At 31.2% G+C, this 20216-nt stretch carries 21 protein-coding genes; all 21 read left to right on the top strand.

What is annotated here, in order from left to right; genetic code table 11:
* Nucleotides 1-434: 434 nt before the first annotated feature.
* Nucleotides 435-1628, top strand: coding sequence for a pyridoxal phosphate-dependent aminotransferase (locus B3040_RS01200; protein WP_291569428.1), 1194 nt, complete (start codon nucleotides 435-437; stop codon nucleotides 1626-1628).
* 31 nt (nucleotides 1629-1659) lie between these two features.
* Entirely contained in the window at nucleotides 1660-1920 is a 261-nt protein-coding gene (locus B3040_RS01195) for an HPr family phosphocarrier protein (protein ID WP_291569427.1), read from the top strand.
* 596 nt (nucleotides 1921-2516) lie between these two features.
* Nucleotides 2517-3500, top strand: coding sequence for a tyrosine-type recombinase/integrase (locus tag B3040_RS01190; RefSeq protein WP_291569426.1), 984 nt, complete (start codon nucleotides 2517-2519; stop codon nucleotides 3498-3500).
* Nucleotides 3501-3594: 94 nt separating this feature from the next.
* Nucleotides 3595-3987: a hypothetical protein gene (locus tag B3040_RS01185; RefSeq protein ID WP_291569425.1), complete on the top strand. Its 393-nt coding sequence runs from the start codon at nucleotides 3595-3597 to the stop codon at nucleotides 3985-3987.
* A 153-nt stretch (nucleotides 3988-4140) separates the two neighbouring features.
* The gene (locus tag B3040_RS01180) at nucleotides 4141-4848 is read left to right on the top strand and encodes an SPOR domain-containing protein (protein WP_291569424.1); all 708 of its coding nucleotides are present in this window, start codon (nucleotides 4141-4143) and stop codon (nucleotides 4846-4848) included.
* A gap of 272 nt (nucleotides 4849-5120) precedes the next feature.
* Nucleotides 5121-5381: a DUF4321 domain-containing protein gene (locus B3040_RS01175; RefSeq protein WP_291569423.1), complete on the top strand. Its 261-nt coding sequence runs from the start codon at nucleotides 5121-5123 to the stop codon at nucleotides 5379-5381.
* Nucleotides 5382-5391: 10 nt separating this feature from the next.
* Entirely contained in the window at nucleotides 5392-5967 is a 576-nt protein-coding gene (locus B3040_RS01170) for a Maf-like protein (RefSeq protein ID WP_291569422.1), read from the top strand.
* 12 nt (nucleotides 5968-5979) lie between these two features.
* Nucleotides 5980-6666, top strand: coding sequence for a RadC family protein (radC, locus tag B3040_RS01165; RefSeq protein WP_291569421.1), 687 nt, complete (start codon nucleotides 5980-5982; stop codon nucleotides 6664-6666).
* 19 nt (nucleotides 6667-6685) lie between these two features.
* A complete protein-coding gene (locus B3040_RS01160; protein WP_291569420.1) occupies nucleotides 6686-7696 on the top strand; it encodes a rod shape-determining protein in 1011 nt (336 codons plus the stop codon).
* Between the two features lie 3 nt (nucleotides 7697-7699).
* Nucleotides 7700-8545, top strand: a complete 846-nt coding sequence (gene mreC, locus B3040_RS01155; RefSeq protein WP_291569419.1) for a rod shape-determining protein MreC — start codon at nucleotides 7700-7702, stop codon at nucleotides 8543-8545.
* A 9-nt stretch (nucleotides 8546-8554) separates the two neighbouring features.
* A complete protein-coding gene (gene mreD / locus B3040_RS01150; protein WP_291569418.1) occupies nucleotides 8555-9049 on the top strand; it encodes a rod shape-determining protein MreD in 495 nt (164 codons plus the stop codon).
* A gap of 7 nt (nucleotides 9050-9056) precedes the next feature.
* A complete protein-coding gene (locus B3040_RS01145; protein WP_291569417.1) occupies nucleotides 9057-12032 on the top strand; it encodes a penicillin-binding transpeptidase domain-containing protein in 2976 nt (991 codons plus the stop codon).
* A 285-nt stretch (nucleotides 12033-12317) separates the two neighbouring features.
* On the top strand, nucleotides 12318-12950 hold the full coding sequence (gene minC / locus B3040_RS01140) for a septum site-determining protein MinC (RefSeq protein ID WP_017414466.1): 633 nt from the start codon (nucleotides 12318-12320) through the stop codon (nucleotides 12948-12950).
* A 14-nt stretch (nucleotides 12951-12964) separates the two neighbouring features.
* Nucleotides 12965-13768, top strand: coding sequence for a septum site-determining protein MinD (gene minD, locus B3040_RS01135; RefSeq protein ID WP_291569416.1), 804 nt, complete (start codon nucleotides 12965-12967; stop codon nucleotides 13766-13768).
* Nucleotides 13769-13777: 9 nt separating this feature from the next.
* Nucleotides 13778-14044 (top strand): cell division topological specificity factor MinE, encoded by a 267-nt coding sequence (gene minE / locus B3040_RS01130; RefSeq protein WP_017414464.1) that lies wholly within the window; start codon nucleotides 13778-13780, stop codon nucleotides 14042-14044.
* A 79-nt stretch (nucleotides 14045-14123) separates the two neighbouring features.
* The gene (rodA, locus tag B3040_RS01125) at nucleotides 14124-15221 is read left to right on the top strand and encodes a rod shape-determining protein RodA (protein WP_291569415.1); all 1098 of its coding nucleotides are present in this window, start codon (nucleotides 14124-14126) and stop codon (nucleotides 15219-15221) included.
* A 137-nt stretch (nucleotides 15222-15358) separates the two neighbouring features.
* Nucleotides 15359-15727 (top strand): methylglyoxal synthase, encoded by a 369-nt coding sequence (gene mgsA / locus B3040_RS01120; protein WP_017414462.1) that lies wholly within the window; start codon nucleotides 15359-15361, stop codon nucleotides 15725-15727.
* A 163-nt stretch (nucleotides 15728-15890) separates the two neighbouring features.
* Nucleotides 15891-16697, top strand: coding sequence for a M23 family metallopeptidase (locus B3040_RS01115; RefSeq protein WP_291569414.1), 807 nt, complete (start codon nucleotides 15891-15893; stop codon nucleotides 16695-16697).
* A gap of 53 nt (nucleotides 16698-16750) precedes the next feature.
* The gene (locus B3040_RS01110; protein ID WP_291569413.1) at nucleotides 16751-17602 is read left to right on the top strand and encodes a M50 family metallopeptidase; all 852 of its coding nucleotides are present in this window, start codon (nucleotides 16751-16753) and stop codon (nucleotides 17600-17602) included.
* Between the two features lie 77 nt (nucleotides 17603-17679).
* Nucleotides 17680-19530 carry a TIGR03960 family B12-binding radical SAM protein gene (locus B3040_RS01105; RefSeq protein ID WP_291569412.1) on the top strand — a complete coding sequence of 617 codons (1851 nt, stop codon included), beginning with the start codon at nucleotides 17680-17682 and terminating at the stop codon, nucleotides 19528-19530.
* Nucleotides 19508-20212 (top strand): TIGR03936 family radical SAM-associated protein, encoded by a 705-nt coding sequence (locus B3040_RS01100; RefSeq protein WP_291569411.1) that lies wholly within the window; start codon nucleotides 19508-19510, stop codon nucleotides 20210-20212. Before B3040_RS01105 ends, B3040_RS01100 begins: the two co-directional genes overlap by 23 nt.
* The last annotated feature ends 4 nt before the right edge of the window (nucleotides 20213-20216 follow it).

The raw sequence follows: 20216 nt of genomic DNA, 5'->3' as shown, positions 1-20216 counted from the left end.
GCTAAAGCGACAGCCCCTTTTGTAAAACTTGTGAAAAATATACTTTAAAGGTTTACACTGTAATTAATAAATGCTATATTATAAATGTGAAGTCAAACTTTCTTTTTATGAAAGGTTGAAGTTTTTTATTCAAATGTTAATTCAATTCAAAAATTAACAATTAGTTCAATATTGTTTGTGGCTAAATGTTGTATTATATAGGGTTAAGTGGCGTAAAACTTATTTCCTTATGGATAAAAGTTTTAACAAAATTAAGCTAGGTGTATTTGAAAACTAAGTCTTAATTTTTATTCCCTACAAATCAAATAAAATAATTAATTAAAATTATTAAGAATTATAGTAATAAAAAATAAGGATTAAATAAAAAATAATTATATAGATTTGAAATTTAATATTTCAGTTTTATAAAATATATAAATTTGGGGGTACTAAATATGATGTTATCAAAAAAAGCTATGCAAATATCACCATCTCTAACTTTAGCAATTACAGCAAAAGCTAAAAAAATGAAAGCCGAGGGAATTGATGTTATAGGATTTGGAGCTGGAGAACCAGATTTTAATACTCCAAAAAATATTCAACAAGCAGCTATAAAAGCTATTGAGCAAGGACTTACAAGATATACAGCAGCTTCAGGAATAATAGAATTAAAAGAAGCTATAGTTGAAAAGTTTAAGAAAGATAATAACTTAACTTATAAAACTTCTCAAATTATTATTTCTACTGGTGCAAAGCAATGCTTAGCTAACGTTTTTCAAGCAATTTTAAATCCAGGGGATGAAGTTATTGTTGGAATTCCTTACTGGGTAAGTTATCCAGAGTTAATTCAGCTTGCTGATGGAGTTCCTGTATTTGCTCAATCAGAGGAAAGTAATTCATTTAAATTAACTGTAGAGGAATTAGAGAAAGTTGTTACTGAAAACACAAAAGCTATAATCATTAATAGCCCTAATAACCCAACAGGTACAGTTTATACAAAAAATGAATTAGAGTTATTAGCAAATTTTGCAAAGGAAAAGGACTTATTTATAATTTCAGATGAAATATATGAAGAGTTATTATATGGAAATGAAGGGCATATATCCATTGCAAGCTTAAATGAAGATGCATATAATAGAACTATAGTAATTAATGGTGTGTCAAAAGCTTATGCAATGACTGGTTGGAGAATTGGTTACGCTGCTGCAAGTGAAAAAATCACTTCGTTAATGTCTAATATACAAAGCCATACAACTTCAAACCCATGCTCAATTTCTCAATATGCATCAGTAGAAGCATTAAAGGGAGATCAAAGTGAAGTTGAAAACATGAAGAAGGAATTTAAAGCAAGAAGAGATTTTATGGTAGACAGAATTAATTCTATAAACAATCTTTCTTGTGTAAAACCAGAAGGTGCTTTCTATGTTATGGTTAATATTTCTAAGGTTTTAAACAAAGAGATAGATGGAAAAGTAATTAAAGATTCTCTAACTTTTAGTGATCTATTACTAGAAAAAGAAAAAGTTGCTGTAATTCCAGGAATTGCATTTGGAGTAGATAATTTCATAAGATTATCCTATGCAACTTCAATGGAAAATATCAAAAATGGATTAGATAGAATAGAAAAGTTTGTTAATTTAGTAAAATAAAAATTCACCAAAGAAGATGAGGTGATACATTATGGTATCGAAAGAAATGGAAATAAAAAATTCTCAAGGGCTTCATGCTAGACCAGCAACTCTTTTAGTTCAAAAAGCAACACGTTTTAAATGCGACATAAAAATTGAACATAAAGGAAAGAGTGCTAATGCAAAAAGTTTAATTGGTATTCTATCATTAGGCATAAGCAAAGGTGCTAACATAACACTAAGCACTAAAGGTTCAGATGAGAACGCAGCTTTAAAAGAAATTGTAGAGTTAATTGAGAGCTTTGAAGGTTAATCTCAGGTTAGAATTATCCAAATTAGTTTAATAGAACTCTAAAAAATTTAGGCTATAACACTAAAAAATAATTGGTGTTATAGCTTATTTTATTTTTCGCATAAAATTTAAGCCGTTGCATTGTGTAATGAAATAAAGGTAATTTTTATTGAAGGTATACTTTGTATTGAGGTTATGTATAACTTATTGGCTTTAATTTATTGATTTAGTATAGGAGTCTTTTAATTTTTTTAAAACTCAGTAGTTTTTATTAGTAGTTATAGTAGCTTAAATATAAACCCTCCTAAGACACATTAAATCTTTGAAAATAATAACTACTCTTATATTTTTAGAGACTTAGTGTATAATTAAAGGGATAGGTTTCCTAAGGTATTAGGATAGGTAAAAAGTCAAAGTATTATTTAAATTTGTAGTTATAGGAACGAGTTTATTTTAGAGTCTAAAAGCTGTAGGAGTTTTAATATAGAGAACCAAGGGCTGCAGTGAATTTATACCTTAACTTAACGTGGTTCCTCCAGAGTTTTTGGAACTAGTAAAATTATTTTTAACCTTGAATCTATTCATAGGCAGAATTTATAGAAATTAAGGGTGATATAGTGAATACTGAAATTGTTAATTATGACACATTGAGCAAGGGCTTAGAAGTATTTAGAAATAAACATTTTATTAGATACTTTCTAGAAATTAGAGCATTAAAAAGCAAATACACGAGCCTAAGCTATGAAAGGGATATAAAAGATTTTTTTAAGGTTATTGATATAGAGGACATTACAATTGAAGATATTATTAAAGTGAATATTTTTCATGCTCAAGATTTTATTATGGAATTAGAAGCTAAGGGGCTAGCTTCTGCTACTATTAATAGAAAAGTATCTTCTCTTAGTGCATTATACAAGTGGTTGATGAAATATGCAGATAATTATAGTGGGTTTCAAATCATAAAGTTTAACCCCTTTGGCAACTTAAAGGAAGAAAAACCAACTATAAATAATAATGAAACAGAGTTTCTAACAGAAGAAGAATGTAAAATACTGTTGAATAGTATTAACACCTCCACAATTCTAGGACTAAGGAATAAAGCTTTATTATCCTTAGCATTAACAACTGCATTAAGAAAATCAGAAATAATTAATATAAAGCTTAAGGATGTCATAACTTACGGAGAGTATGATGTGATAAAAGTTATAAGAAAGGGAAATAAAGCAGATATAGTGAAAATTCAACAAAAGGTGAAGGAACTTATCCATGAATATGTATTAAGTAGTGGGAGAGGTTTTGAAAACAATAAGGAGGAATATTTATTTATCGGACATTCCCTTAATGGTCAAAATAAAGAAAAGCTTGATCCAAGCACCCTGAATTACATGATAAAGAGAGTATGTAAAGAAGCAAATATAAATAAAAAGTTAAGAGTTCATTCTACTAGACATACAGCAATAACTATAGCAATAACAAAAGGGGTAACCATTGAGAAAGTAAGAGAGTTTGCTGCACATAAGAATGTATCTACCACTAATAGATACATACATTCTATAGATAAACTTAAGGAAAATGCTGGGGATGTCATTGAGCTATTGTAGATACTTATTACCTTACCTTGAGAATAAACAAAAAAAGAATTTATTTAAATTTATATGCATACATTTTATGGAGGAAATAAAATGGAGGTATAATATGGATATTCAAAAGGACAAAGATGGAATTATCTATGAAGAGTATGAATTTGTTCCAATGGCCCCTATGGATAACACAGCTATTCCGGAAGAAATGAAGGAATTTATGTCAATGTGCTGTATGATGGGAATGATGCCAATGAATAATTTAATAAGTCCTATGCAAAGAGGGTTTCCGGTAAGTGGAGCTTCTCCATTTATAGGCAATAGACTTATTAACATAGAAGATGAATATTATGAGGATAATTATTCTCGAGTAGATTTAATTCTTACTAGGATGGAGAAAAATAATCCAGGAATTTTCAGATTTCTGGAGCGAAATGGAATACCTTATGAGAGGGCTAGAAGACTTGTAAGAAGAGTAATAAGATTAACGCTTATGTATTGTGAATAGGAATGTTAAGTAGAGGAAAACAAACCTCTACTTATTTTTTAAAAAAAACTATGTCGAAGAGTTTTTATCATAAAATTTTAGCTAGTATAATAAAGATTATTATAGAATTACAATAAATCCTTTGTAATTTGATTAAAAGGTTGGGGTGATAAAATGAAGTACACAAGATATAATATAAAGCAAAAGCGAAAGAGTAAGGGGAGTTTCTTTTTATATTTAGTTATAACTCTTTTAACGGCATTGCTTTTAGGGACAGGCTTATCTTTTATGTTTAATAAAGGTTCTGAAGGTAAACTAGATGCAAAGACAGTTGAAAGTAATGAAAAGACAAAAAAAGAGCAAGGTGAAAATAAAGGAGAGCCAAATCATCAGTTTTATTTATTGCAGTGTGGAGTATTCAAAGTGAAAGAAAATGCAGAAGCTTTAAGAAAGACTGTAGAACCTTTAGGAAGTCCCTTTATCGTGCAAGAGGGAGAGTTATTCAGAGTGTATTTTGGAGTATATTCTAAAGAACAGTGGGAGCCCGTTTATAACATGCTTAAAGAAAAAGGGATTAACACTACTAAATCGGTGATTGATGTATATTATGATGACTTATCTACAGGAGAGTTGTGTCAAATAATTGAAGCAAATTTCAAAATAGTTAACAAAGCCTCTGAACAGAATATAAAGGGGGTTAAGACTAATGAGTTGAAAACTTGGGCAAGCTCTTTACAGGCCATAGAAGAAGATAAAAAACACTATAAGGATGTTAGTGAATTAAAAGAGTATATTAAAGGATTGCCAGAAGAAGTAGATAAAACAAAAGTTTCTGAAATCATAAGTATTACTTATGATAAAATAAAACAATTTAAAAAATAATATAAAGAAATGAGAAGGTGTTCATTTATGAACACTTTTTACATTTTTTCAAAGTAATTTAAAAAATCCAAACTAAGTTTAAGGTTACCTTACATATGTTGTCAATAAAAGCATTAATGTAAAATAAATTAATACATAAATTACTAATAAATAACAAAATAATAAAAAATTTTTAAAAAATAAGTTATAGCCTTGTATATGCAAATGTTAAGTGTTAAACTATATAAGATAAAAATGTATATGTATTTCAATTTTAAAATGGGGGATATATAATGAGAAATGGAGATATAAAAACCAAAGAGTATGTTTTTGGTATATTATTAGGAGCCATTTCAGGGAGTTTTATTGGGGAAATTTTAGCAAACAATTTTAGTGGACTAAATTTCTTAGGAAAGGCTTATTCCATAGGGCTTAAAAGTCCGTTACTATTAGATTTAAAAGTTATAGAATTAGCTTTCGGATTTAACTTTAATATTAATTTTATGTCTATTATTGGTATAGTTTTGGCAATAATATTATTTAGAAAACTATAGGAGTGAGACTATGAATATTGTATTGGCATCAGCATCTCCAAGAAGACAACAACTTTTAGGGAAGTTAACTAAAAATTTTAAGATTTTAGCAAGCAACTTTGATGAAAGTACTGTGAAATTTCATGGAAATCCCTGTGATTATGTTTGTATATTAGCTGAAGAAAAAGTAAATGATGTATTAGAACAAGTAAATGGTGAAGCATTAGTTATTGGTTGTGACACTATTGTATTTTATAATGGCAAAGTGCTAGGAAAACCCAAAGATGAAAAAGAAGCTTTTTCTATGCTGAGAATGTTAAGCAACAATGTACATCATGTTTATTCTAGTATTGTTATAACAAATAATATCACTAGGGAAGTGAAAAAAAGCTGTGTTTGCACAGAAGTGAAATTTATGGAACTTAATGATGAAATTATTAGTGAATACATAAAATCAGGAGAGCCTTTTGATAAAGCTGGAGCCTATGGCATACAAGGTAATGGAGCTATCTTTGTTGAAAGAATAAATGGATGCTATTACAACGTAGTGGGGTTGTCTATAAGTAAATTATATTTAATGCTTAAGGAGATGGGGGTAAATCTTTAAAGGAGTTTTAAAATGGAAGAAAAAATTAAACTTACGGATTTACCAAAAAATGAAAGACCAAGAGAAAAGATGTTAAGATATGGAGCTAACAGCTTGTCAAATGGTGAGCTTTTAGCCATAATATTAAGGACAGGAAGCAAAACAGAAAATATTTTAAATTTAAGCAATCGGATACTTTCTCAATGCGGAGGCATAAATGGATTGTTAAGTTCTAATATACAGGACCTTCAAAATTTAAAAGGTATTGGAGAAGCTAAGGCTACTCAACTCATAGCTCTTTCAGAGCTTTCGAGACGGTTTAAGTCTTTTAAGTCTGGAGAGGATATTAAAATTAAACAACCAAATGACCTTGTAGATTATGTGATGGAAGACATGCGATATTTAAAGAAAGAATATCTAAAGCTTATCATGCTTAACACTAAAAATGTGATAATAAAGTCTGTAGATATATCTGTAGGTAGTTTAAATAGCTCAATAGTTCATCCAAGAGAAGTATTCATTGAAGCAATTAAATGTAGTAGTGCTTCAATCATAGTTTGTCACAATCATCCTTCAGGAGATCCAACTCCTAGCAAGGAAGATATAGGTATTACTAGTAGGTTAAAAGAGTGTGGAAAACTCATTGGAATAGAGGTTTTAGATCACATTATAATTGGGAATGGCACCTATGTTAGTTTAAAAGAAAAAGGTGTCTTATAGTAGAAAGGAGAATTTTTTTATGGGATTATTTGCAAAGTCAAGAGATATGGGAATAGATTTAGGAACAGCTAATACATTAGTTTATGTTAAAGGAAAAGGTATAGTGCTTAGAGAACCTTCGGTGGTGGCAATAAATAAAAATACAGGAAAAGTTCTTGCAGTTGGTAATGAAGCTAAACAGATGATTGGTAGAACGCCAGGGAACATCGTAGCCATTAGACCAATGAAAGATGGCGTTATTGCTGACTTTGATGTTACTGAAAAGATGTTAAGACATTTTATAGATAAAGTTGGGGCTAAAAATGCCTTTAAAAGTCCTAGAATAGTAGTATGTTTCCCATCAGGGGTAACTGAAGTGGAAAAAAGAGCTATTGAAGAAGCTACAAAAAGTGCAGGTGCAAGAGAGGCATTCTTAATGGAAGAGCCAATGGCTGCAGCTATAGGAGCAGGTCTTCCAGTTAATGAACCTACAGGAAGCATGGTAGTAGACATTGGAGGGGGAACTACAGAAGTTGCAATTATATCTCTTGGAGGAATTGTAACTAGTAAATCTTTAAGAGTAGCAGGTGATGAACTTGATACTTCTATTATTGCATATATTAAAAAGCAATATAACCTAATGATTGGTGAAAGAACTGCAGAAGCAATAAAAATAGAGTTGGGTTCAGCTTTTGACTTAGGTGAACCAGATAATACAATGGAAATTAGAGGAAGAGATTTAGTTACAGGTCTTCCAAAGGTTATAGAAATAACTGAATCAGAGGTAAGAGAAGCACTAGGTGAGCCTATAGCTGCTATTATAGATTCCATTAAAACTACCCTTGAGAAAACACCACCAGAACTAGCAGCAGATATTATGGATAAAGGTATCATGCTAACTGGAGGCGGAGCTCTTCTAAAAGGATTAGATAAATTAATTAACCACGAAACACATATGCCTGTTAACATAGCTGAAATTCCACTTGACTGTGTGGCTATAGGGGCTGGTAAAGCCTTAGACAATGTAGATGTCATGAGTAAGAGAAGATAAAAAATGAAAAACATTAAAAACAAACTGGCAGTAATAGTAATTATACTGTCAGTATGCTTTTTATTCTTAATTGGCTATTCTGTTCAAAAGGAAAATGTGTCTTTAGTGGAAAATGGAGTAGGGGCTACTCTAAATCCTATTCAGGGATTGTTTTATAAAGTAGGAAATAGTGTTAAAAACTCATTAAGCTTTATTTTTAGCGTTAATGATATAAAAAAGGAAAATGAAGAACTTAGAAGTAGGAATAGTGAGCTTGAAAATAAAGTTACTCAAAATGTGTTACTTGAACAAGAAAATCAGAGGTTAAGAGGAATGCTTAACTTTACTGATTTAAGAAATGAATATAACTATATTGGTTGTGATATTGTAGGTATAAGTGGATCTAATTTTTTAGACGGTTATGTAATTAATAAAGGGAAAAATGTAGGTATCCAAAAAGGCATGGTTGCAATTACTGGGGAAGGATTAGTTGGTCAGGTCACATCAGTTGGTGATAATTGGGCCATAGTTCAATCTTTGTGTAATGAAAATATTGCTGTGGCTGGATATGAATTAAGCACTCAAGAAAGTGATGGAATAGTTAAGGGATATAAAGGAAATGAAGACAAGTTTTTAGCTCAAATTACTGGATTATCAATTAAGTCACAGGTTTCTAAAGGTGATACCATATTAACCTCAGGTCTTGGGGGAATTTATCCCAAAGGTATCAAGATTGGAGAAGTTTTAGAAGTTGAAGAAGACAAAGCCGCTGTAGTTAAAAATGCTATAATTAAGCCTAGTGTTGATTTCAATAAGCTAGAACAACTCATAATTGTGGTGCCTAAAGAAACTCGCGATGTTAAGTATTAGAGGTATAATATGAAAAAAGTAATATATTTATTTCTAATAATTTTGCTATTAGCGGTTTTAGATAATACAGTAATAACCTTTCTTTCCATAAAATATATTTACCCAAGTACTTTGCTTGTATTTGTGATTGCCTATGCTATTATAAATGGTCCCATAGAAGGAATTGTAGTGGGAATTGCAGCTGGAGCTTTTCAAGATTTATACTTTTCTAGTGGAATGGGAATAAACATGTTTAGTAATATGATTATTTGTTTGCTAGCCTCAGAAATAGGAAAGAGTATATTTAAAGATAAATCAATTGTGCCAATAGTTTCAACTTTCTTTTTAAGTTTCTTAAAAGGGCTACTTGTGATAGGAATTTTATTTTTACTAAGGATTAAAACTATTGGTATAACAATAGTCTTGTATAAAGCTTTATATGATATGATAGTATCGATTTTCTTGTATAGACTTGTTTTTAAGCTTAGCGAAACAAAAATTATAAAGAAAGAGTGGAGATTCTAGAGATAATATGGTGAATAAAAAAGTTGGAAATAATAAAAAGAATAAAACTAAATTTTCTAGGTTTAATATATTTTTTATTGCCATGGGCCTGATTTTTACTACTATAATTGGTAGATTACTTTATCTACAAGTAATCATGGTAGAAGAATATAGAGAAGAAGCTAATAAAAAAGCTAGTAAAAACGTTCCTAAGGTTGCAGCAAGAGGAGACATAATTGATGCTAAGGGGGAAGTGCTAGCTACAAGTAAACAGAGCTACTCTTTGATGTTTACACAAACTGAAGAGAGTAAAGATAAGTTTTTTGAAACCATGGCTGAGGTTTTTAAAATTCTTGATAACAATAAAATTTACATGGTTGATGAATTTCCAATTGTAATTGAAAATAATAATTTAGTTTTTAAGTTTAAAGCTACTGATGAAGAAAGCAAAAGATGGATGGAGATTAGATTCAAAAAGGATAGAGGCATTGAGGATAATCTAATTGGAAAACACTTTGAAGATAAGAAAAAAGAAGAACTAACTAAAGAAGAACAGCAATTTATAGATGAGGAAATTTTAAAAGTTTCACCTCAACAGGTTTTTGATAAGCTATTAGAAGAATATAAGATAGATAAAAGCTATGCGCTTCAAGAACAAAGAAAATATATGATAGTTAAGGATAGCATAAAAATGCAAAGTTTTTCAGGTTACAAACCTGTAATTATTGCTAATAACCTTAGCCAAGAAGCAGCCTTTGAATTTGAACAGCGTAAAGCTAGTCTTCCTGGGATAGCTGTTGAAACACAACCTATGAGAACTTATCCAAATAAAGAATTAGGTTCAGCATTTTTAGGGTATATTTCTAAAATCAATCCTTGGGAAAAGGAAAAATTTGAAGAAAAAGGTTATGATATAAGTACTGACAACGTTGGTAAGTCAGGGTTAGAAGCAGCTCTTGAACCTTACCTTAAGGGAACTAAGGGACAGGAGATTATAGAAGTAAACAAATCAGGAAGAAAAGTAAAAACTATTGTAGAAGCAGATTCTTATCCAGGAAAAACTGTTCAGTTAAATATAGATAAAAATATACAAAAAGCAGCAGAAGATGCCTTGGATGATACCATGAAGGATATGCAAAAAAAAGGTACTATGGGAACAAGTAATGTAAGTAATGCTACTAGAGGTGCGGCTGTTGTATTAAATGCAAAAACTGGTCAAGTTTTAGCCCTTGTAAGCAGACCCGGGTATGATCCTAATACCTTTACAGTGCCAGGACTTTTAACTCCTGAGCTATCTGAAAAGTATTTTAATCCTAACTTAGAACAAATGGGTAAGGAATACATTGCGAAAAAGGGGCTTATAAATAAAAAGGGCGTATTAACAGATAAGGAAATGGGACTTCCAGCAGCTGAAAGAGCTAAGATCCTCTTAGATAGAATGTTTCCTATAGATACTTCCATTGAAGGGAATACTACCATAAGACAAGACATCTATGATATATTTCCAAAGCCATTTTACAACTATGCTTCGCTATCGCTAATTCCTCCAGGATCAATTTTCAAACCTGTTACTGCCTTAGCGGGGCTCACAGAGGGAGTAATAACGCCAAGCGAAAAAATATTAGATAATGGCTATTATAATAAAAGATATGCAGATTATAAAGGAGCTTGTTGGAAATTTAATCAGAGCCATGGTTCACATGGAGCTATAGATGTAGCCAAAGCCTTAGAGGTTTCCTGTAACTATTATTTCTATGATGTAGCAGATAGGTTATATGATAAGTATGGCGAAAATCCTGCAGCCTTAGATATAATTGCTAAATATGCATGGAAGTTTGGATTAGGAGTACCACCTAATAGTGGGTTAGAACCAACTACAGGTATTGAAATTGCAGAAAACTTTGGGCAAGTTTATAATTATGAGTCAAGTAAAAGAAGTCAATCAAGTGTTTATATAAATCAATTGGTAGAGTTTTTAAACAAGGGCTCTAACTCATTAAATGCACAATCAAATCAATACAAGCCTTTTAATATAGTTAAGGAAAAGGAATATGGAACACCTAAAGAAATTGCAGAAATTAAAAAAATAAATGAGAAAAAAAGCAATTTAATCGAAGCAATTAAAGCCGAAATGACTAAGGAAAATAAAAGTAGCGACAAAGAAATTGGGCAAATTATGGAGCCACTAATTAAAGAGGTTATAAATGCTTCACCACAAGCTAAAGCAATAGGCTATACAAAAGATGATATAGATGGAATAATATTAGCTATAATTTTCTCCACTAATGATGCAAGAACATTTATTAGCTCTGCAGCAAATGCTTATAATGCATCCATAGGGCAAGGAATGAATTTCTTTACACCCCTTCAGTTGGCAAGTTATATGGCAACTCTAGTAAATGGTGGCAATAGATACGAGTTACAGCTTGTTAATAAGATTATAGACCCTGTTACTGGAGAAACTACAGAGTTTAAACCTAAACTTATGGAGCATGTGGATATAGAAGAGAAATACCTTGCTACAATCAAAAAAGGTATGAAAGATGTTACATCAGGAGATAATGGTACTGCTGTAAATGCTTTCAGAGGATTTCCAATAGAAAATGGCGGTAAGACTGGTTCTGCCAATGTAAATGTTGTAGTTGAAGAAGCCATTGATAGAACTGCTTATGGAACTTATTTAGGATTTGCTCCTTATGATAATCCAGAGATTGTTACTTGTGTTGTAATTTTCGATGGAGGTAGCGGAGGATACGGCGCTCCAGTAGCTAGAGCAGTATTTGAAGAATATTTTAGAGATAAAATAAAAGCTCAAAATCCTGCTTATAAGTTTATGTACAACAGGGACGAAAAAGTTGATAATGCTGGAAATGTAATAGATGAAAGCAAAAAAGGTGAAAGTACAAACGGTGAAAGCACAACAAATAATACTACAGGTAACACACCAAACAGTACTTCAAATAATCCAGCAAACAACATGACAAACAATTCCCGGGGTAACTAGTTTTTATATTAAGAAAAACTAGAATAACAAATTTTTAATAACAAGTTTAATTTTCTACTTAGAATAATTAAACTTGTTATTTTTCTATTTTCATGAAAAGAAAATTACTTTTTTAAAATTAATTCAGTGTAATGGGAAAAAAGGCTAATTATTTAATGATTTACTACGAGAATTATAGTAATAGTATGATATTTTTAAATAATATTGATTTTTCTGTAATAATTAGAAGGATTTTAATAACGTGCGTTGAAATAGTAAAAGTATCTCAGTATGTGGAGGGTACATATGCAAGATAATAAAATAGTGTTTAAAGGAAATAAGGAAGGTTTAAATATAGTAATTGATGCTAATAGATTTAAGAATACTGAGGAAGTAATTAATGCTCTTGTAAAAAAGTTGTCTCCTGCAAAAAGGTTCTATAAAGGAGCTACTCTAAATATTACTACGGATATGAAGCAAATTGATGAACGAGATCAAATTAGGATTAAGGAAATTCTTTTCGATGATTTTGGAATAAAAGATTGCATATATCAAGATTCTGGAGAGAGAATAAATAAATTTTTCAATGGAGTAAGCGAAGGTAGAACAAAATTTGTAAGAAAGACTATTAGAAGTGGACAGAGATACGAGTACTCAGGGAATTTAGTTGTAATAGGAGATATAAATCCTGGTGCAGAAGTTTATGCCGCAGGAAATATTATTGTGTTAGGAAGTATTAAGGGGGCTATTCATGCAGGGAGTAATGGTAATGAAAAGGCCTTTGTTGCAGGTTTTTCTTTGCAACCTCAGATTCTTCAAATAGCTAATATAATAACAAGATCACCTGAGGATAATACTAGACCGCAATATCCTGAACTTGCAAGAATTAAGAATGGAAATATAATTGTTGAACCTTATTTAGTTAATAAATATATTTAATGGAGGAGTATTAAATGGGAGAAGCTATAGTTATAACATCTGGAAAAGGTGGAGTTGGAAAAACTACTACTACTGCAAATATTGGAACTGCGCTTGCAGCAATGGATAAGAAGGTAGTTGTTATAGATGGAGATACAGGATTAAGAAATTTAGACGTACTTATGGGACTAGAGAATAGAGTAGTATTTACTCTTTTGGATGTAATAGAAGGAAGATGTAGATTAAAACAAGCACTAATTAAAGATAAGAGATTTAACAACTTATTCTTATTACCAACAGCCCAAACAAGAGATAAAAATGATGTAGATATCAATGGTATGTTAAAGATAGTAAATGAACTGAAAAGTGACTTTGATTATGTAATTATTGACTGTCCTGCAGGTATAGAGCAAGGCTTTGAAAACGCTGTAATTGGAGCTGATTGGTCTATAGTTGTAGTTAACCCAGAAATAACATCAGTGAGGGATGCAGATAGAGTAATTGGGAAATTAGATGCTAAGGGCGTAGATAGGCAAGAGTTAATTGTAAATAGAATTAATTTTGAAATGACTAAGAATGGTGATATGCTTAACATAGAAGATATTAGAGAGTGTTTAGCAATTAAAGTTATAGGTGTAGTTCCTGATGATAGAAAAGTAACAGTATCTACTAATAAAGGAGAACCAATTGTATTAGATACTAGCGCATTAGCTGGACAGGCTTTCAAGAATATTGCAAAAAGAATAGTAGGTGAAGAGGTACCATTTCTTAATTTAGATACAACGAATTCACAGAATGGTTTTTTTGCAGCTATTAAAAAATTATTTGGGGGAAAATAGGAGGAAATCATGGATATTTTTAAGCTTTTTTCAAATAAAATAGCATCCAAGGACATTGCAACGGATAGATTAAAATTAATACTTATACATGACAGAGCAGACTTTTCACCTGACTTTTTAGAGATGATTAAGGGCGATTTGCTAAAAGTTATTTCCAATTATGCAGAAATAGATGATGGGGAAGTTGAAGTTAGACTAACAAGAGCAGAAGAAATGGAAGGTCATTCTCCTGCATTAATTGCCAGTATTCCAATAAAAAAAGTAAAAGGAAGATAAAATGGTAAAGCTATGGGTAAACATAGCTTTATTTTTTTTCTTATTGTGATATAATCATAATTATGTTGGAGGGATTGAGATGATAAAATATTTTAAGATAAATGATAAATTAATTAAGCATATAGATTTCAGTATCATTGGCATAATATGTGCCATAGTACTATTTAGCATAGTTAACATATACAGCTCAGGAGGATTCAGTTATGCAAGACTTCAATTTTTCTGGCTTATTATAGGACTTGTTGCAACATACTTTATTATCTATGTGGATTATATTCAGATATTGAATTATGCACCAATAATTTATTGGTTTGCAGTAGGATTATTGCTATTTAATGATATTTTTAGTAAATCTGTTAATGGTGCAAATGCTTGGATTCAAATAGGTAAAAGAGCTATACAACCAGGGGAATTTGCTAAAATTGCTATGATATTAATGCTTGCTAAGATAATTCAAGATATGGAAGGTAATATTAACAATATTAAAAATCTTGCTAAGGTGCTAATGTATGCAGCTATACCAATGATTTTAATTGTAATACAACCGGATATGGGATTAACTATGGTATCCTTTTTTATCGTACTAGGAATTGTAATTGTAGCCAATCTTGATTGGAAAATAATTATGGGGGGACTATCAGCAGTTTTTGTTGTCATAGTGGGTCTTTGGAATTCTCCCCTTATGCCACCGTATTGGAAGGGTAGATTACTATCCTTTATGACTCCAGAAAAATTTGAGTTAACCTACGGTTTTCAGTTGCTACAATCAAGAATTGCTATTGGTTCTGGAGGAATTTTTGGATTAGGTTATTCTAATGGAAGACAGTATAAATTTATTCCAGAAAATCATACTGATTTTATTTTTGCAGTTATAAATGAAGAGTGGGGATTTATTGGTGCAATAATTCTTTTGACACTTTATGGAATATTGCTTTATAAACTTATAAGTATTGCAAAAACTTCTAAGGATTTAAGTGGAAGTATTATATGTACTGGTGTTGCAGCATCTTTATTGTTTTCTATTATTCAAAACATGGGAATGACCATTGGAATAATGCCAATTACAGGGATTACACTACCTTTTGTAAGTTATGGAGGAAGTTCTATGCTTACTAACTTTATTTCCTTAGCTCTGGCATTAAATGTAGGAATGAGAAGAAATAAAATTAACTTTTAATGATATTTTAGTAGGGTAATACTGCTGTACTCTTTAGGCAGGGGTATTTTACTAGAAAATAAATACTAGAGGGAGTTGAGGCTCCTTTCAAAGCCATTGAACTAAATGAAGTTTTTTATTATTTAAGGAGGATTATTATGAGAATAGCATTAATTGCTCATGACAAAAAGAAGGATGATATGATTGACTTTGCTAAAAGATATAGAGATGTTTTAGTGGAGCATGAATTATATGCTACAGGTACTACTGGAAAACTTATAAGTGAATTTGTAGGGTTAACTGTAAGTAGATTCTTATCAGGCCCATTAGGTGGTGACCAACAAATTGGAGCAAGACTTGCACAGGGAGAAATGGATCTTATAGTATTCTTAAGAGACCCTCTAACTGCACAACCCCATGAGCCGGATGTCACAGCCTTAATAAGACTCTGTGATGTTCATTGCATACCTCTAGCTACTAATTTGGGTACTGCAGAAGTTTTAATGAAAGCATTAAAAAGTAGATAAAAATTTTTTAAAGACTCAATAAATAGGTCGCTAATAAAAATAAGCTAGTAAGAATAATTGTTCTTGCTAGCTTATTTTTTTATGTTTTTATAGGTTTCAATCATAAATCTCAACCTATGTAATATATTTATTAATGAAAATCTAATTAATGTAGGTGAAAAACATGGGTAACTATAATGATTATTATCAAAGATACTATGCATCTGTAGGGAAGAAAGGTTCAAAACAACTTATGAAGAGAAAAACAGGTCCAAGCAATACAACCGCATATAAATATAGTGGTGGAAATTATAAGCAAGGGGGCTCAACAGGATATTTTAAAAATTTTACTAATAAATTTATAATGCAGTTAGGAGTGGTATTAGTTTTTATGATTGTTTTTTTAGGGTGCAAAACTTTTGAAAACTCCTATACTAGGCAATTTTACGATGTGAGTAAAAAAATCATAAATGAAAACTACAATTATGCTTTGATTTTAGACAAGATCAAAGGGTTTAATCTAGGGGAAATTGAAGGGAAAAGTATTATGTTAATTGAAAAAATAAAAAGTTCAATAACTGGTGGACTAACATTGCAGGATGAAGTTAAAAATGATTATGCACTTCCAGTATCTATGAGTAATATGAAGACTAATAATGAGAGTTCTCTATTAGCTAAGGGAATTAATAAGGACAACATGATGTGGGTGAAGTTAGACAAGGAAAGTACAATTAATTCATGCCAAAATGGGAGGGTAAAGAAAATAGGCAAGGATGATTCTTTAGGAAATTATATTACTATAGATCACGGAAAAGGTATAGAAACAAAGTATAATAATCTCAGTGAAATAACAGTTAAGGTAGGGGATGAAGTTAATAAGGGAGATACTATTGGGATGATAAAACCACAAGTTCCAAACTTTGAAACTTTTTATTTTGAATTATTATACATGGGTGAGAGACAAAATGTTATGGATTATTTTGAAGTGTAACAATTGTGGCAGTGAAGTTATTTACTATACAGTACTAAATTAGGAGGAAACAATTGCTTAGAATTAGTAAATACTTAATACCTTATATAGCCCTTATCTTAGTTATTGGATTTAAGTCAGAAATGATAGTAGGGTTTATTATAATTTTAACTCACGAGATTATACATCTAATTACAGCACGAGTTCTAGGGTTTTCAGGATTTTCAGTGGAGATTTTACCTATAGGAGCAGTACTTAAATTACGGGACTTAGAAGAAGCTACACCTAAGGAAGATTTAATAATATCCATAAGTGGACCACTAGGTAATTTTTGTATTGCTCTAATAGGCGGTATAATAAATTGTTTTTATAATAGTAACCTCCTAGTTCAGATAGTTAATTACAACTTAGTTTTAGGAGTATTTAATTTAATTCCTGCATATCCACTGGATGGGGGAAGAATTCTAAAGGATATATTTGCTACTAGGTTAATATATAAAAAAGCAAACGAAATAGCATTAAGGATAAGTATAGGCATAGGGTATATTTTTCTTCTTGGTTTCTTTACATCTTTGTTCATGGGTATACCTAATTTAAACTTACTCTTGATAGCTATTTTTATTTTAGTTATTTCTTATAGGGAAAAAAGGAGGATAGCATATATAATTATGGGCTATATTATTAAAAAGAAGGAAAAGCTTACCAAACGTGGATATATAGAAAACAAAAGTGTTTCTGTATACTATAAGTTATCCCTATTACAGGTTTTAGAGTTAGTAGATAAAAATAAGTATAATGTTTTTACTATCCTTGATGAAGATATGAATGTAATGGATATACTATATGAAGAAGAAGTTTTAAATGCCATAAAATTTCTAGGTAATATAACCCTAGAAGAATTGGTCAATGAAAGAGAGTCCAGGTAATCTTAGGCATAAAAGGCTTGTATTTGGTTCTCTATGTGATAAAATAAGTAATTGAATTAACTTAAGGAGGAATTTGAATGAACAAAATTTCCGATGATATTCTTTATAAGGTTGAAAAGCCAGCTAGATATATTGGTGGTGAATTTAACTCTTATAGTAAAGATAAAGAAAAAGTAGATATAAGATATGCATTTTGTTTTCCAGATGTGTATGAGGTAGGGATGTCTCATCTTGGAACTAAAATATTATATTACACTTTAAATGAAAGAGAAGATACCTTTTGTGAAAGAAGCTTTGCTCCTTGGCCAGATATGGAAAAGCTTTTAAGAGAAAATAATATACCACTTTATACCCTTGAAAGTAAGGACTCATTAAAAGAGTTTAATTTCTTAGGATTTACACTACAATACGAAATGAGTTATACAAATATTTTAAATATGTTAGATATGGCAGGAGTCCCTCTTAGAGCCTCTCAAAGAGGAGAAGAAGATCCTATAGTAATGCTTGGAGGACCTTGTGGTTACAATCCAGAGCCACTATATGATATTGCTGATATAGTAGTAATTGGGGAAGCAGAAGAGGTTATCCATGAAATCCTTGATAAGTACAAGGAATTAAAAGGTCAGCCCAAAGCTGAGTTCTTAAGAGCCATTGTTAGAATACAAGGAGTTTACGTACCGAGTCTTTATGAAGTTTCTTACAAGGAAGATGGTACAATAGAAGAATTTAAGCCTAAGTTTGAAGATGTGCCAGCTAAGGTTAAAAAGAGAATAATAAGTAACTTTAATGAAAACATTTTTCCAGAGAAACTAATAGTTCCATATACAGAAATAGTTCATGATAGAGTTGTGCTTGAGACCTTTAGAGGATGTACAAGAGGCTGTAGATTCTGTCAAGCGGGTATGATATACAGACCAGTTAGGGAAAAGAAAACAGATAAACTTTTAAGTCAAGTAGAAAGCTTAATAAGCAAAACAGGATACGAAGAAGTATCTTTATCTTCCTTAAGTATTTGCGACTATTCAGATATACAAAATCTTATTTTTTCCTTAGTTGAAAAATATGAGGGAGAGAAGGTTGGAGTGTCCTTACCTTCAATAAGAATTGACTCTTTCTCAGTTGATTTAATTAAAGAAATCCAAAAGGTAAGAAAAACAGGACTAACTTTTGCACCTGAAGCAGGAAGTCAAAGAATGAGAGATATTATAAATAAAGGGGTTACAGAAGAAGATATGCTTAAGTCAAGCAAAAGCGCCTTTGAAGCTGGTTGGGCTACTCTTAAGCTTTACTTCATGATAGGACTTCCTTATGAAACTATGGAGGACGTATTAGGCATTGGTGAGCTTGCAGAGAAGGTTGTGGACCAATACTTTATGGTACCTAAAAATGTAAGACAAAGAGGGCTTAGGGTAACGGTAAGTACTTCAATCTTTGTTCCAAAGCCATTCACACCTTTCCAATGGGCGCCAATGGATAAAATGCCTGAGGTTAAAGAAAAAATATACAGCCTAAGAAACTCTATAAAAAGTAAAGCAATAGTATATAATTGGCACGAATCTCCATTAAGTTATATGGAAGCTATCTTTGCAAGAGGTGACAGAAGACTTTGTGATGTACTAGTTAGAGCCTTTGAGAAGGGGGCTCGCTTTGATGGTTGGGCAGAGTATTTTAACTTTGAATTATGGCAAGAAGCTCTTAAGGAGTGTAGTGTAGATGGAGATTTCTATGCATACAGAGAAAGGGCTTACGAAGAAATACTTCCTTGGGACTTTATAGATATTGGTATAAATAAGCAGTTCTTAGTTGATGAAAATGAAAGAGCTAAGAATGCTGTAGTTACTCCAGATTGCAGAGGCAACTGTACAAACTGCGGAATAAATAAAAACTTTAAAGAAGGGAAGTGTTTTGAAGGTGCGTTATTTAGTTAAGTATACTAAAGCTAGTGAGATAAAGTTCATATCTCACCTAGATTTAATGAGAACTATACAAAGGATTATTAGAAGAGCTGGTCTTCCAATTGAATACTCAAAGGGCTTCAATCCTCACATGACCATATCCATTGCACAACCTCTTTCAGTAGGCGTTTATTCTAAGGGAGAATACATGGATGTAGTTTTTACAGAAGAAGTTGATACAAAGCTTATACTAGATAAGTTAAATGAAAACGCACCTAATGGGGTTAAGTTTCTTGATGTGGTTAAGGTGGAAAAGAGTGAGACGGGAAAGGCACCTCAGGCTATGGCTATTATTGACGCAGCTGAATATGTGATGAGACTCAAGTCTACCGACATAAAAGAAACTATGAAAGTTTTAGAAAAAGTTAAAAATACACCACAATGGGATATTATAAAAAAGACTAAGAGTGGGGAAAAAGAAGTAGATATTAAACCTCTAGTTAAAGAATTAAAAATAACAGAGAGTGAAAATCTACTAGTACTAGAAGTAATCATAGCCTGTGGTAGCAGGGAAAACTTATCACCAAGTCTTTTAGCTGATTATATAAAAGAACATATAGAATACATAGATAAGGAAGCCTTTGTGGATATTGAAAGACTAGATATGTATGCCTATAAGAATAATAAGTTAGTTCCTCTTAATAAGTTTTTTTAGGGGA

The sequence above is a fragment of the Clostridium sp. UBA4548 genome (assembly GCF_002387895.1).
Lineage (GTDB): Bacteria > Bacillota > Clostridia > Clostridiales > Clostridiaceae > Clostridium_J.
The sequence above is the reverse complement of the archived record's forward strand: the minus strand, read 5'-3'. Positions and strand labels throughout refer to the sequence as shown.

Coding starts and splice junctions, on each gene's coding strand:
- B3040_RS01200 (WP_291569428.1), top strand. CDS start 435: ATGATGTTATCAAAAAAAGCTATGCAAATATCACCATCTCTAACTTTA.
- B3040_RS01195 (WP_291569427.1), top strand. CDS start 1,660: ATGGTATCGAAAGAAATGGAAATAAAAAATTCTCAAGGGCTTCATGCT.
- B3040_RS01185 (WP_291569425.1), top strand. CDS start 3,595: ATGGATATTCAAAAGGACAAAGATGGAATTATCTATGAAGAGTATGAA.
- B3040_RS01180 (WP_291569424.1), top strand. CDS start 4,141: ATGAAGTACACAAGATATAATATAAAGCAAAAGCGAAAGAGTAAGGGG.
- B3040_RS01175 (WP_291569423.1), top strand. CDS start 5,121: ATGAGAAATGGAGATATAAAAACCAAAGAGTATGTTTTTGGTATATTA.
- B3040_RS01170 (WP_291569422.1), top strand. CDS start 5,392: ATGAATATTGTATTGGCATCAGCATCTCCAAGAAGACAACAACTTTTA.
- radC (WP_291569421.1), top strand. CDS start 5,980: ATGGAAGAAAAAATTAAACTTACGGATTTACCAAAAAATGAAAGACCA.
- B3040_RS01160 (WP_291569420.1), top strand. CDS start 6,686: ATGGGATTATTTGCAAAGTCAAGAGATATGGGAATAGATTTAGGAACA.
- mreC (WP_291569419.1), top strand. CDS start 7,700: ATGAAAAACATTAAAAACAAACTGGCAGTAATAGTAATTATACTGTCA.
- mreD (WP_291569418.1), top strand. CDS start 8,555: ATGAAAAAAGTAATATATTTATTTCTAATAATTTTGCTATTAGCGGTT.
- B3040_RS01145 (WP_291569417.1), top strand. CDS start 9,057: ATGGTGAATAAAAAAGTTGGAAATAATAAAAAGAATAAAACTAAATTT.
- minC (WP_017414466.1), top strand. CDS start 12,318: ATGCAAGATAATAAAATAGTGTTTAAAGGAAATAAGGAAGGTTTAAAT.
- minD (WP_291569416.1), top strand. CDS start 12,965: ATGGGAGAAGCTATAGTTATAACATCTGGAAAAGGTGGAGTTGGAAAA.
- minE (WP_017414464.1), top strand. CDS start 13,778: ATGGATATTTTTAAGCTTTTTTCAAATAAAATAGCATCCAAGGACATT.
- rodA (WP_291569415.1), top strand. CDS start 14,124: ATGATAAAATATTTTAAGATAAATGATAAATTAATTAAGCATATAGAT.
- mgsA (WP_017414462.1), top strand. CDS start 15,359: ATGAGAATAGCATTAATTGCTCATGACAAAAAGAAGGATGATATGATT.
- B3040_RS01115 (WP_291569414.1), top strand. CDS start 15,891: ATGGGTAACTATAATGATTATTATCAAAGATACTATGCATCTGTAGGG.
- B3040_RS01105 (WP_291569412.1), top strand. CDS start 17,680: ATGAACAAAATTTCCGATGATATTCTTTATAAGGTTGAAAAGCCAGCT.